At 33.4% G+C, this 13,473-nt stretch carries 15 protein-coding genes; all 15 read left to right on the top strand.

Translation table 11 applies throughout. The features are described 5' to 3' along the window. Nucleotides 1-140: 140 nt before the first annotated feature. The 15 genes from hemB to C661_RS24510 all read left to right on the top strand — a co-directional run bounded on the left by hemB (nucleotide 141) and on the right by C661_RS24510 (nucleotide 13,306). Entirely contained in the window at nucleotides 141-1,109 is a 969-nt protein-coding gene (hemB, locus tag C661_RS0119435) for a porphobilinogen synthase (RefSeq protein ID WP_017417008.1), read from the top strand. 11 nt (nucleotides 1,110-1,120) lie between these two features. Then, the gene (locus C661_RS0119430; RefSeq protein WP_017417007.1) at nucleotides 1,121-2,587 is read left to right on the top strand and encodes a cobyrinic acid a,c-diamide synthase CobB; all 1,467 of its coding nucleotides are present in this window, start codon (nucleotides 1,121-1,123) and stop codon (nucleotides 2,585-2,587) included. 20 nt (nucleotides 2,588-2,607) lie between these two features. After that, on the top strand, nucleotides 2,608-3,237 hold the full coding sequence (locus C661_RS0119425) for a precorrin-8X methylmutase (RefSeq protein WP_026051133.1): 630 nt from the start codon (nucleotides 2,608-2,610) through the stop codon (nucleotides 3,235-3,237). A 115-nt stretch (nucleotides 3,238-3,352) separates the two neighbouring features. After that, nucleotides 3,353-4,498, top strand: coding sequence for a cobalt-precorrin-5B (C(1))-methyltransferase CbiD (gene cbiD, locus C661_RS0119420; protein ID WP_017417005.1), 1,146 nt, complete (start codon nucleotides 3,353-3,355; stop codon nucleotides 4,496-4,498). Between the two features lie 8 nt (nucleotides 4,499-4,506). After that, nucleotides 4,507-5,109, top strand: coding sequence for a precorrin-6y C5,15-methyltransferase (decarboxylating) subunit CbiE (cbiE, locus tag C661_RS0119415; protein ID WP_017417004.1), 603 nt, complete (start codon nucleotides 4,507-4,509; stop codon nucleotides 5,107-5,109). A 142-nt stretch (nucleotides 5,110-5,251) separates the two neighbouring features. Further along, nucleotides 5,252-5,818 carry a precorrin-6Y C5,15-methyltransferase (decarboxylating) subunit CbiT gene (gene cbiT / locus C661_RS0119410; protein ID WP_017417003.1) on the top strand — a complete coding sequence of 189 codons (567 nt, stop codon included), beginning with the start codon at nucleotides 5,252-5,254 and terminating at the stop codon, nucleotides 5,816-5,818. A gap of 56 nt (nucleotides 5,819-5,874) precedes the next feature. After that, a complete protein-coding gene (locus C661_RS0119405; RefSeq protein ID WP_017417002.1) occupies nucleotides 5,875-6,558 on the top strand; it encodes a cobalt-factor II C(20)-methyltransferase in 684 nt (227 codons plus the stop codon). A gap of 127 nt (nucleotides 6,559-6,685) precedes the next feature. Continuing rightward, nucleotides 6,686-7,465 carry a precorrin-4 C(11)-methyltransferase gene (gene cobM / locus C661_RS0119400; RefSeq protein WP_017417001.1) on the top strand — a complete coding sequence of 260 codons (780 nt, stop codon included), beginning with the start codon at nucleotides 6,686-6,688 and terminating at the stop codon, nucleotides 7,463-7,465. Beyond that, the gene (gene cbiG / locus C661_RS0119395) at nucleotides 7,446-8,552 is read left to right on the top strand and encodes a cobalt-precorrin 5A hydrolase (protein WP_017417000.1); all 1,107 of its coding nucleotides are present in this window, start codon (nucleotides 7,446-7,448) and stop codon (nucleotides 8,550-8,552) included. The genes cobM and cbiG overlap by 20 nt, the downstream gene beginning before the upstream one ends. A 155-nt stretch (nucleotides 8,553-8,707) precedes the next feature. Then, nucleotides 8,708-9,424: a precorrin-3B C(17)-methyltransferase gene (cobJ, locus tag C661_RS0119390; RefSeq protein ID WP_017416999.1), complete on the top strand. Its 717-nt coding sequence runs from the start codon at nucleotides 8,708-8,710 to the stop codon at nucleotides 9,422-9,424. Continuing rightward, on the top strand, nucleotides 9,421-10,185 hold the full coding sequence (locus C661_RS0119385; protein WP_017416998.1) for a cobalt-precorrin-6A reductase: 765 nt from the start codon (nucleotides 9,421-9,423) through the stop codon (nucleotides 10,183-10,185). The genes cobJ and C661_RS0119385 overlap by 4 nt, the downstream gene beginning before the upstream one ends. 84 nt (nucleotides 10,186-10,269) lie before the next feature. After that, entirely contained in the window at nucleotides 10,270-10,779 is a 510-nt protein-coding gene (locus C661_RS0119380) for an ECF transporter S component (protein WP_017416997.1), read from the top strand. Nucleotides 10,780-11,014: 235 nt separating this feature from the next. After that, the gene (locus C661_RS0119375) at nucleotides 11,015-11,803 is read left to right on the top strand and encodes a sirohydrochlorin cobaltochelatase (protein ID WP_017416996.1); all 789 of its coding nucleotides are present in this window, start codon (nucleotides 11,015-11,017) and stop codon (nucleotides 11,801-11,803) included. A gap of 199 nt (nucleotides 11,804-12,002) precedes the next feature. Then, nucleotides 12,003-13,076, top strand: a complete 1,074-nt coding sequence (gene cobT / locus C661_RS0119370) for a nicotinate-nucleotide--dimethylbenzimidazole phosphoribosyltransferase (RefSeq protein WP_017416995.1) — start codon at nucleotides 12,003-12,005, stop codon at nucleotides 13,074-13,076. A 101-nt stretch (nucleotides 13,077-13,177) separates the two neighbouring features. Next, nucleotides 13,178-13,306 carry a hypothetical protein gene (locus tag C661_RS24510; RefSeq protein ID WP_017416994.1) on the top strand — a complete coding sequence of 43 codons (129 nt, stop codon included), beginning with the start codon at nucleotides 13,178-13,180 and terminating at the stop codon, nucleotides 13,304-13,306. Nucleotides 13,307-13,473 lie beyond the last annotated feature (167 nt).

The following is a 13,473-nucleotide window of genomic DNA, read 5'->3' as shown; positions in this document are numbered from 1 at the left end:
AAGGGTGACAGTTATTATAAAAATTAAAAAAATTATATTAATATGAAATTAAATTATTGAAATAAAGGTAAAAACCAGATAAAGCAACTTATTTAGAAAAAATATTATTTTGAAAAATAGTTATTCTAGGAGGAAATATTATGTACAAAAGACATAGAAGATTAAGAGAGAATGCAGCAATAAGAAGTTTAGTGAGAGAAACTATACTAAACCCAAATGATTTTATACTACCGATTTTTGTGGTGGAAGGAGAAAATATTAAAGAAGAAATATCTTCTCTTAAAGGACAGTATCATTGGTCAGTGGATAGATTAGGAGAATTAGTAGAGGAAGTTAAAAGAGCTAAGGTTAAAGGAATAATGGTTTTTGGACTACCAGATCATAAGGATGAAGTTGGAACTTCTGCTTTTGAAGAAATGGGTATAGTTCAAAGAGCAGTTAGAAAGATAAAAGAGCTAGACAAAGATATGTATGTAGTTACTGATGTTTGTTTGTGTCAATATACAAGCCATGGACATTGTGGAATTATAGTTGATGGAAAAGTTCACAATGATGAAAGCTTAAAATATATTGCAAAAGTTGCACTATCCCATGTAAAAGCTGGAGCAGATATGGTAGCACCTTCTGATATGATGGATGGAAGAGTAAGTGTTATAAGAGAAGTATTAGATGAAAATGGCTTTGAAAGTATACCTATTATGAGTTACAGTGCTAAATATAGCTCTGCAATGTATGGTCCATTTAGAGCAGCAGCGGATTCTGCACCACAATTTGGTGATAGAAAAACTTATCAAATGGATCCAGCAAACTATATGGAAGCTTTAAGAGAAGTTGAGTCAGATATAGAAGAAGGTGCAGATATTGTTATGGTAAAACCTGCAATATTCTACTTAGATATTATAAGAGCAGTTAAGGATAGATTCAATATGCCAATTGCAGCTTATAACGTAAGTGGAGAATATGCAATGCTTAAAGCCGCTGTAGAAAATGGGCTTTTAGATGAGAGAAATGCAACTCTTGAAATGCTTACCTCAATTAAGAGAGCAGGAGCAGACATTATAATAACTTATTGTGCCATTGATGCATGTAAATGGCTTAATGAAATGTAAGGAATAGCAATATGAGAAGTATTATTGTTGCTTCTAACAGCAGTGGTGGTGGAAAAACCACCATAGCTGTTGGATTAATGAGAGCCCTTATAAAAATGGGCTATGAGGTACAAGGTTTTAAGGTTGGTCCAGACTATATTGACCCGGCTTTTCATGGGGTTATAACTAAAAAACCTTCACGAAATTTGGATTTGTTTCTAATGGGAAAACAGGGAGTTTTAGAAGCCTATTCCAGAGGACAAGGCACCTTAGGGGTAGTTGAAGGAGTAATGGGACTATATGATGGTAAGGGAATTGACTCTCAGTACTCTACAGCTCATGTAGCAAAGGTCTTGAACTTACCAGTGATTTTAGTTCTAAGCCCAAAAGCACAAAGTGCAACTTTAGCTGCTGAGCTTCAAGGAATGATAAATTACTGTGATGAACATGTGAAAGATTCTCAGATTAAAGGGGTAATACTAAATAATATTTCAGGTGCTTATTATAAGCTTTTGAAAACTATTATTGAAAAATCTACTTCCTTAAAGGTTTATGGATATATTCCAAAGGATGAAGCTTTAGCTCTTGAATCAAGGCATTTAGGGTTAGTACAAGCTTCTGAAATTCAGGATTTAGAGAAGAAGATAGAGCTTTGTAGTGAATATATTAGGGAAAATGTAGATATGGAAGCTCTTATAAAAGACTTTTCTAAAGAATCCAATGTAAGTAAAAGTAACATAGAGCAACACAGTGAACAAAGTTTTATAAACTCCTCAAGTAATTTCTTTAACAAAGAACGCTCACAAGAATGCAAGGTTAATGATAATAATGAAAAGTTTACTATGGATAACCATAACCTTAAGATTGGTGTGGCAAGGGATAAAGCCTTTAGTTTTTATTATAAGGAAAATTTAGAGTTACTGGCTCAAACAGGAGAAATAGTTTACTTTAGCCCTCTAAAGGATAAGGAAATTCCAGAAGATTTGGACTTTTTATATGTTGGAGGGGGATATCCAGAGGTTTTTGTAGAGGACCTTAGTAAAAACAAGTCAATGATTAACTCAATAAAGAAAGCATTAGAGGAAGGATTACCTTGTTATGCAGAGTGTGGAGGACTTATGTATCTAACAGAAGGAATAATACCTTTTGATAAAGATAGCAAGTATGACACTGTAGGATTTTTTAAAGGTCACTCCTATTTGACAAAAACCCTGCAAAACTTTGGATATGCAAAGATAAAGGTTGAAAAAGAAAATCCATTAATAAAGCTTGGTACTAGTATTCATTGCCATGAATTTCATAAATCTAAAGTAGAGGTAGAAGAAAAGGAAGTTTATACACTAGAAAAAACTACTTATGCTAATGAAGTTAAGCAGTGGAATTGTGGTTATGTTAAGAAAAACACCCTAGGGGCTTATGGACATGTGCATTTTTTTAGTAATATAGATTTTTTAAAACAGCTGATTAATAAGGCTATTGAATATAAGAAAAAGAAATAATTTAGTTATAAGGATTGATGATTATGGAATATATTAAAAACCCTATGGACATAGAAAGAGGAAGTTTTGAAATCATTGGGAAAGAAATGGCTCCACACAATTTCAGTGAGGAAGAACTTTTAATTGTTAAAAGAACTATACATACAACAGGAGATTTTGATTATCAAAACATAGTCCATATAAGTGAGGATGCCATTGAAAGTGCAAAAACTTTACTTAAGGGTGGAACAACAATTTATACAGATACCAATATGGCTCTTTCTGGCATTAACAAAGCTGCACTAAAGAAGCTAGGCTGTGAGGTAAAGTGCTATGTTGCCCATGAAGAAGTTGCAAAAATAGCAAAGGAAAGAGGAATTACCCGTTCTATGGCTGGCGTTGAAAAAGCCGTGGAAGAGGGAGTAGAGTTCTTTGTGTTTGGAAATGCACCAACAGCTATATTCAAGCTATTAGACTTAGTAAGAGAAGGAAAAGTAACTCCTAAATTTGTAGTTGGAGCTCCAGTTGGTTTTGTTGGAGCAAAGGAAAGTAAGGAAGAACTTTTAAAATATAATATACCAAACATAACTATAAGAGGTCGTAAGGGTGGAAGTAATGTGGCAGCAGCCATTGTGAACGCTATTATGTATATGCTAGTTCAAAGAGACTAAAACTTGTTAAAGGAAGAGTAGGGCTAGTATAGGGGTACCTGGTAGAACTTTGGATTTAAAATAGAGATTTTTAAGTAAAATCTAAGGAAAGCAATGTAAAAAGTTGGTGAGAAAAATGCTAGATTTATATGTTGAAGCAAATGGAAAAAAATTAAGGTGTGGATTTACTACTGGGTCAGCAGCTACTGGTGCTGCAAAAGCAGCTACCATGATGCTTTATACAAATTTATTAGGAAAAAAAATAACGGACAAATACAATGGAGAACAGGTTTACAGCTTAAGAGATAGTAAACAGGTAATTACGAGTATAACCTTTAATACTCCAAAGAATATAGTATTAACCCTTTCAATAATTAATGTGGTATTTGGTGAGGATTATGTAGAATGCTCAATAATTAAAGATGGGGGCGATGACCCAGATAGCACTCATGGATTAGAAATTAAAGCAAGAGCTACCCTTGGTAAAGAAGGATATGTACTAAAAGGGGGAACAGGAGTAGGAGTAGTTTGTGGAGAAGGCCTTTATATTAAAAAAGGAGAACCAGCTATAAATCCTGTTCCTAGAATAATGATAGAAAAAGGTGTTAGAGAAGTATTACCAAAGGGATATGGGGTAGAGATTACAATTATGGTACCTAAAGGAGAAGAGGTTGCAAAAAAGACTTTTAACCCAAGATTAAATATTTTAGGTGGAATTTCTATTTTAGGTACTACAGGAATTGTAATGCCCATGTCTGAGGAGTCTTTAACAGAATCTATTAAGCTAGAGATAAGTCAAAAACTTGCTAGTGGACACAAGGAGTTAACCTTACTTTTTGGAAACATGGGAGAGAATATGGCTAAGGAGCTAAGCCTAAAGGAAGAAAACATGGTAATCATATCAAATTACGTAGGTTTTGCCTTAGATACTTTAATGGCTAGAAAAGTTAAGAAAATTACTCTGGTAGGTCATATTGGTAAAGTTTGTAAAATCGCTAGTGGAGCCTTTAACACCCATAGCAGAGTTTGTGATGTAAGACTAGAAACCTTAGCTTTAGAGTTAGCACTTCTTGGATATCCAAATGATTTAGTTAGAAGAGTCTATGAAGAAAAAACCACAGAGGGTGCAGTTAACTTTCTTGGGGAGGGCTATGAAGGTTTATATGAATCCATTGGAAAAAAAGTAAAAAGGAAAATGGAACAATATTCTTATGAAAGCATTCAGGTTGAAGTCATAATGTACTCTATGAAAAAGGGAGTTTTATATGACTCAAGAAAGTGAGGAGTTTCATGGTATACATAGTAGGTCTTGGGCCAGGGCATAGAGATTACATTTTGCCAAAAGCTATAGAGATAATGGAAAACTGTGATTTAATCCTTGGCTTTAGAAGAGCATTGGAAAGCTTAGAGTTTATAGATAATAAAAAAGAAGCTAAAGCCACACTTAAGGATATCATGGAGACCTTAGAAAAAAATTCTAATAAGACCATAGCTCTTGTGGCCTCAGGGGACCCTAATTTTTACGGAATTACAGATTACATCAATAGAGATTATTCAGGAGAAGTTCAAGTTATTCCTGGAATTAGCTCTTACCAATATTTAATGAGTAAGATAAACAAAAGTTGGCAAAATGCTTACTTATCCAGTGTTCATGGTCGTGAAGAAGATTTTGTCACCAAGGTAAGAGAATATAAAAAATCTATTTGGCTTACGGATAAAGAGAGAAATCCAAAAGCACTATGCAAGCTTTTGATAGAAAATCAAGTAAGCTGTGAAGTAGTGGTGGGAGAAAATCTTTCTTACGAAAATGAAAAAATAACAGCGGGATGTCCTAAGGATATTATTGAGGGTGATTATAGTAATTTATCTGTAATCTATATTGAAAGACACTAGAAAGTTATTTTATTAATATATAAGCTCTAATTAACTTTCTACATCCAAGCAGTTGTCAAATATAGATGACTCTAAAGGTTATAATGTAGGTTATTTATTAGAACATATATATAAAGATTTAGTATAAAAGTGGAGTGATATTGTGAAGTTTATAAAAGATGAAGAATTCATTAGGGGCAATTGCCCTATGACTAAAGAAGAGGTTAGAATTTTAACCATTACAAAATTAGAGCTAGAAGAGAATTTTAACCTTCTTGATATAGGTGCTGGTACAGGTAGTGTTTCTATTCAAATGGCAAAGTGCTGCCCAGAGGGACTAGTTACTGCTATTGAAATGGATAGTGAAGCACTAGAGGTTATAAAGGTTAATAAGGAAAAGTTCAAGGCACAAAATGTAGAAATAATTCAAGGGGAAGCCTTAGAGGTATTACCCAAAATTAAAGGTGAGTTTCATGGAATATTCATAGGGGGTAGCGGTGGAAATATTGAAGCTATTATCAAGGAATATGGACGTATGTTAATGCCAGGAAGAAAAATGGTTCTCAACTTTATAACTATTGATAATTTACACAAGGCTATGAAAACCTTAAAAACATTGGGATATTTAGTAGAATGTATGCAAGTTGCAGTATCAAAAACCGTTGGAAGCAGCTATATGCTGAAGGCACAAAACCCTATTTTTATAGTTACGGCTACGAAGGCAAATTAAGGCATCTTCTTTGATTTATTATTTATTTTCAGATGCTTAGATATTGGAGGAAGAATATGAGTAAATTAGGAACATTATATGGAATTGGAGTTGGACCAGGGGGAGAGGATTTACTTACCCTTAAAGCAATAAAAGTAATAGAAAACTGTGAAATAATCATAGCACCAAGTGCCATGGGTGGGGGAGCTAGTATTGCCTATGAAACAGCAAAAAACTTTATAAAGCCACATCAAAAGGTGATAATAAGTCATTTCCCAATGGGAAAGCCTGATAAAGAGGAAAAGGTTTATGAAGCTTTTAAAACCATTGAAGAATATTTGCAGCAAGGAAAAAATGTAGGATTCTTAACAATAGGAGATCCATTTATTTATAGTACCTATATTTATCTTTTAAAATACATAAGAGAACAAAATTATACTACAGAAACAGTGCCAGGAATCACCTCTTTCTGTGCAAGTGCTAGCCTTGCAGGAGAGATTCTTGTAATTGGAGATGAACCACTTCTTATTGTACCAGGAAGCCAAATAGAGAGAGTAAAAGATGAGAAGTATATAGTAGTTATGAAGTTTTATAACCAAGAAGAAAAAGTTTTAAACTACTTAGATAAAGAAGGTTTTAAATACTTTGCAGTAAAAAGAGCTTATAGAGAAGGGCAGGAAATCTTCCATACTAGAGAAGAAATACTAAACAATAAAGACTATATGACTTTAATAATAGCTCATAGGAATGAGGAAATATAAGAAGTAGCAACATAAGAATATAACAATATAAAAATATAAGAATACAGCAATGCAACAAGATAACATGATCACAATATAAGAAGATAAGAATATAAAAATAGCACGTATATAGGAAAGAGGTACAGAGATGGATAGTGGTAAGGTATATTTTATTGGTGCAGGACCTGGGGATCCAGATTTAATAACCGTAAAGGGAAGAAAACTTCTTGAAGAGGCGGAAGTAATTATTTATGCAGGATCTTTGGTAAGTAGAGAGCATTTTCAGGGTTGTAGGGAAGATGTAAAGCTTCATGATTCTGCTGCAATGACCTTGAATCAGGTTATAGAAACTATAGTTGAAGCAAAAGGGAAAAATAAAAAAATTGTAAGGCTACATACTGGAGATCCAGCTATATATGGGGCAATTAAAGAGCAAATGGATGAATTAGATAAACTAAATATTAACTATGAAGTAGTTCCTGGAGTAAGTTCCTTTACTGCAGCAGCAGCCTCTATTAATAGAGAGTTTACTCTTCCAAGTGTATCTCAAACTGTAATTTTAACTAGAATGGAAGGAAGAACTCCAGTACCAGAAAAAGAGGACTTAGAAAGATTAGCTTCAATAGGAGCATCCATGGCACTTTTCCTATCAGTTGGAATGATAGAAAAGGTAGTGGGGAAGTTAAGAAAGGGTTATGGAAGAAATGTACCTGTAGCTGTTATTCAAAGAGCTACTTGGAAAGATGAAAAGGTAGTAATAGGAACTTTAGATGATATAGCTGAAAAAGTTAAAGAAGCAAATATCACAAAGCAAGCTCAAATATTAGTTGGTGATTTTATAGACTGCAACTATGAAAAAAGCTTATTATACGATGAAAACTTCACCCATATGTTTAGGACGGGTAAAAATGAAAATAGCCATAATTAGTGTAACAGCCCTAGGGGATAAAATAATAAACAAACTTTCTTTGCACTTTGCAAATAAGTTTAAGAGTCTAAGTCTTACGGTATTTAATAGTAAGGATAAGGATTTTAATTTTAAACAGTGTTGTAAAGTTGCCTTTGAAAACAATGATGCAGTGATTTTCATTAGTTCTACAGGGATTGCAGTAAGGGGAATAGCCCCTCATGTGGTGAGTAAGAAAAGTGATCCTGCAGTAATAGTAATTGATAGCTGTTCTAAATATGCAATTTCGTTACTCAGTGGTCACCTTGGTGGAGCTAATAACCTTACAAAAGTAATTAGTGAAATATTAGGTTGTGAGGCAATTATAACTACAGCTACAGATAATTTAGAGGTAGTAGCACCAGATATGATAGCGGTGAATAATAACCTTTATATTGAGAACATGGATAAGGCGAAAGAAATTGCAGCACTGCTGGTAGAAGGTAAGGCAGTCGGATTTATAGATGAAGAAGAAGCAATAGGTTGCCCGAAAGGCTACCTAAGTATTCCTAAGAATATTTTAGCACAGGAAAATACTTTGCAAGGGAATAAAGAAGTAAGACAGGTAGAATTAGAGACACAAGGGGAGATTAGCAAAGGCAGTATTGAGGAGATACAAGGACTTGTAATTGTAACTTCAAAAAAAATATTGCCCCTTGAAAAAGAAGTAAGAAATATGCCAGTTTTAAAACTTATAAGAAAACACATTATTCTAGGTATAGGGTGTAAGAAAAATTTTTCACCTGAAGAAATGAAGTTGGCAGTTAAAACTTCCCTTGATGAAAAAAATATAAGTGAGAAAGCAGTAGCAAGTATTGCCACGGTTTCTATTAAAAAAGAAGAGGTTGCAATTTTAAACCTTAGCAAAAGTTTAGGGGTAGAAATAAGCACTTTTACTCCAGAAGAAATTAAACCCATAGAGCATAAATATAAAACTAGCGATTTTGTAAGAAAAACCCTTGGAGTTGGAGCGGTTTGTGAGCCAGTTATTGAACTAGCACAAGGTAAGGTTATTCATGAAAAAGAAAGCTTTAATGGTATGACCTTAGCAATTGGTAAAATAGATTAGGTTAGATATAAGCTAAGGCACTTTGCGTGATTCTTCAGGTTGGAACATGTTGGTAAGAAGAAAAGTGCTAAGTAAAAACTATTACTTATAATCATAATAGATGATAGATGTTATAAAGAAAATCGAATTAAAATCAATATAAAAAGGAGCAAGTTATGGGAAAGCTTTATGTAATTGGAATTGGTCCAGGTGGACAAGAACATATGACTTTAAGAGCTGTAGAAGCTATAAAAGAGAGCAATATTATTGTCGGATATAGCAAATACATTGCTTATATCGAACATTTAATTGAAGGAAAAGAAGTTGTTTCTACTGGAATGAAGGGTGAAGAAGAAAGATGCAGACAAGCACTTCAGTTATGCAAAGATAACACTGTAGCAATTATCAGCACTGGTGAAGCAGGAATATATGGTATGGCAGGGTTAATTCTTGAAATGGCTAAGGGAGAGGATGTAGAAGTAGTACCAGGAGTAACGGCATCTTCAGCAGCTGCATCAGTTCTCGGAGCACCATTAATGCACGATAATTGCAACATAAGTCTTAGTGATTTATTAACTCCTTATGAATTAATAAAAAAACGTGTAAGGATGGCAGCAGATGGGGATTTTGTAATTTCTCTTTATAATCCGAAGAGTATTGGAAGACCTCATTACTTAATGGAATGTATAAATATCATAAAAGAATATAGAAATGAAAATACACCAGTTTCAGTAGTGAAAAATGCCTTAAGACCTGGACAAGAAGTACATAACTTTACATTGGAAACCTTTGATGATTCAGTGGTTGATATGATGTCCATAGTTATTATAGGAAATAGCAGCAGTTATTATAAAGAGGATAAATTTGTTACTCCAAGGGGTTACAAACTGTGATTGGATTAATCCTAGGAACTAGTGAGGGAAAATTAATACTAAATATGCTAAACAAATATACAGAAGATATTTTGGTATCCACTTCTAGTTCCTATGGGGGAAGCTTATTAAAGGATTATAAATTTAAATATCTTAATGATAAGCCTCTTACAAAAGAAGAATTAAGGGCTTTGCTAAAAGAAAAGGGAGTACATACTCTTATTGATGGTTCTCATCCTTATGCAAAGGAAATAACTAAAAATGCATTGGAAGTTTGCAAAGAACTTTCTATTAAGTATATAAGATATGAAAGACCTTCTGTAGTAGAGGAGTTTTTACAACATGAAAACCTCCATTATATAGAGGATTACTGTGACCTTCCTAAAGTTCTTTCCTTTAAGGGAAATTTGTTAAACACTACAGGCAGTAGAAATATTAAAACTCTAATAAATTTAAACCTAGAAAACAGAATTATTCATAGGATACTGCCTACAGCCCAAGTGCTAAAGGAATGTGAAGAGTTAGCAGTTCCAGTTGAGGATATTATTGCAATGAAGGGCCCTTTTTCAAAGGAATTAAACAAAGCAATTATATTAGATTATGATATTGAAGGGATTTTACTCAAGGATAGCGGAGTTGAAGGTGGAACTTTAGAAAAGCTTCAAGGAGCTATTGAATGTAATATAAAAATAATTCTCATTGGAAGACCAAAGGTAGAGTATCCTGTAATATTTAAAGATTTGAGTTTACTAGAACAGTATATTTTATCAACTTTGGCTTAAACAAACCTTGAAATGTTAATGTAGTGTGGATATCTACATCCTAAAAAAATAATGTGTTAATAAAAAATTATTAGGAGGAAAAAAATGAAATCTAATTTTAATATAAAAAAACTTGTGCTTTTAGCACTTTTTGTTGCGTTAAGCTTTGTAGGTGCTAACATAAAAATTTTTGGAAGCATAGCTTTTGATGCAATGCCAGCATATTTTGCAACAATACTTATGGGACCTGTAAGTGGAGCTATTGTAGCAGTAATAGGACATTTGTTTACTGCACTTTTAAGTGGTTTTCCTTTATCCTTACCAGTACACTTAATTATTTCAGTAAATATGGCAATAACCATGGCAGCAACTTTTTACGCTTACAAATTCCTAAGAAAAAATGGGTTCTTCATTGCTGCCTTTGTAGCTATCATTGTAGGAACATTATTTAATGGACCAATATCGACTTTAGTATTATTACCAATCTTAGGAGATATGGTTTACGGATTAATTCCAATTTTAACAGTGGTTTCAGCAATAAATGTATTGTTAGCATTTATGGTTTATTATTTTATGCCAACAGCAATAAAGGAAAAATATAACGCCAATCTATAAGTAAAAAGAACTAAGACTAGCATTTAATTAATACCCAGTCTACCTTGGACACCTTAAGGTTTTGGTAAGGGATAAGATAAAAAATTCTATTTGAAGCTCAGATAAGAATTCAAGGTAATACTTTAAAGCTGGATTCAAGGAATATTTTTTGTAGCAATAAAAGCTAAGTTTTAAGTTATTAATTAAAATAAGTTTATCCATGATTTGAAAAATACAATGTTGAGGAGAAAAACCTATGAATAAGAAAGCTATATTAGTAGTAAGTTTTGGAACATCCTATGAGGATGCTTTGAAAAACTCTATCGAAGCAACAGAAAATGCAATTAAAGAAACCTTTATGGAATTTGAGGTAAGAAGGGCCTTCACTTCAAATATGATTATAAAAAAGCTTAAAAATAGAGACGATTATCATGTTGATAATGTTACAGAAGCACTTGAAAGATTGCATAAGGATGGCTATGAAGAGGTTTATGTTCAGCCATTACACATTATATTTGGAGAAGAATATGATAAAATTCAACATGCAGTAAATGCTATGAAGGAGCTAAATTACTTTAAAGTTCTAGAACTTTCAACTCCACTACTTTACAAAAATGAGGATTATATTAATGCCTTTGAAGCTCTAAGAAAAGAAATAGCTCACTATAGTCAAGAAGAGGGAGTCATATTAATGGCTCATGGTACAACTCATCAGGCTAATGCTTGCTATTTCCAACTACAAACTGTAGCACAGAATATGGGAGCTACCAATGTCCACATAGCTACAGTTGAAGGATATCCTACGATTGAAGAGATAATACCACTATTAAAGAGAAATAATTATACAGTTTTAAACCTAATACCTTTTATGTTAGTTTGTGGTGATCACGGAAGAAATGATATGGCTTCAGATGAAGAAGATTCTTGGAAATCTATCCTAGAAGGAGAAGGCTTTAAGGTAAATTGTATTCTTAAAGGGCTTGGAGAGGTAAAAAGTTTCCAACAGCTTTACGTTAAATTATTAGAGAAGATTATTAGTAATTAATTCATTAAACTCATAAGGTATCTTTGACTTGTTATTTATTTTCAGATGCCTAAAGGAAAGTAATATGAAGTTTTTACATAGAATAGAATCAATTTAAATTTTAGTATTTATATATCATTACTTGGATATGTTATAAAGTATTAATAATCCTTATTAAAAGGGTTTTTAATTTAAAAGTTATTACTTTGGAGGGGATAAAATGGAGAGATATTCAACAGTTATTAGAGAGATAAAAGAGTTGGACAAAGGTGCTATGGAGGCGGCTGCAACAAGACTAGATAACCTTATTAAACCTATAGGAAGTCTTGGTAGGTTAGAGGATATTGCAATTCAGCTTTCAGGAATTACAGGAAATCTACATAATGAAGTTTCAAAGGGCTGTAATGTTATAATGTGCGCAGATAATGGGATTTGGGATGAAGGAATAAGTACTTGTCCTCAAGACTTAACACAAAGCCAAACTTTGAATTTCACTAGAGGTCTATGCGGAATAAATGCTGTGTGTAGCACTTCCAATATGGATATAAGAGTTGTGGATATTGGAATAAAGGGAGACATTAACCATCCACAAGTGATAAATAAAAAGATAAGATACGGTACTTGGAATATGTGCAAGGGCAGAGCCATGACTGAAGAAGAAGCTATAAAGGCCATTGAAGCAGGAATAGAAGTTGTGGGTGATTTAGTAAAAGAGGGTTATCAAATCATTGGTACAGGAGAAATGGGAATCTGCAACACAAGTACAAGTAGTGCTATAATAATGGCATTAACTGGTTGTTCTTCAGAAGAGGCTGTAGGAATGGGAGCAGGATTAACTGAAGAAGGCTTTGAGAAAAAGAAAAGAGCTATAGAGAAAGCTCTTGAATTAAATAAGCCAAGTAAAGAAAATCCTATTGATGTATTAGCGAAGGTAGGGGGCTTTGATATTGCTGGGTTAGTAGGGTGCTTCCTTGGAGCTGCATACTATAGAGTTCCAATTATTGTAGATGGAATAATTTCATCAGCTGCAGCTCTTGTTGCGTGGAAGATAAACCCACTAGTTAAAGATTACATGATACCATCTCACAGTGCTGTAGAGGTAGGGCAGAAGATAGTAATGAAAAACCTTGGCTTAGAGCCAATATTAAATTTAAATATGAGACTAGGAGAAGGAACGGGCTGCCCTTTAGTACACAATATAGTAATTGCAGCTACAAGGGTAATGAATAACATGGCAACCTTCCAAGAAGCTGCTATAGCTAGTGAACACTTTGTGGATATAAGAAAGAAATAATTAAAAAATGTAGTGAAACTAACATAGTAGGTTTTGCTCTACTATAAAGATTCTTTAATGATGTAACCTTTGAAATACTATTCGCTATGGTGGCAGGAATCATGGTTCATATATCTTTAGATGAACTATTGCTAGCTTCAGAAAAGTATGGTGAATACCATTTATCAATTTACGGTATTATTGCTGGTATAGGGTTCCATGATAGAATTTTAGCTTATTCAGCTTCATAAACCCTTAAGGGAACCAGGGTAGGACTCGTGTATAAGTTAAGCTTAAACTCTGGTTCCCTATATAGGGTTCCTTGACGAATGTTTAACTTATACCGAATAATTAAAACTTTTCTCCAAAAACTAAATGTACGGAGAAAGGAGTTTGAATTATGGGAAGAAAATCATTT

Source organism: Clostridium tunisiense TJ (assembly GCF_000300195.1).
GTDB lineage: Bacteria > Bacillota > Clostridia > Clostridiales > Clostridiaceae > Clostridium_J > Clostridium_J tunisiense.
Note: the sequence above shows the minus strand (reverse complement) of the source record. Positions and strands in the feature narration are given on the sequence as shown.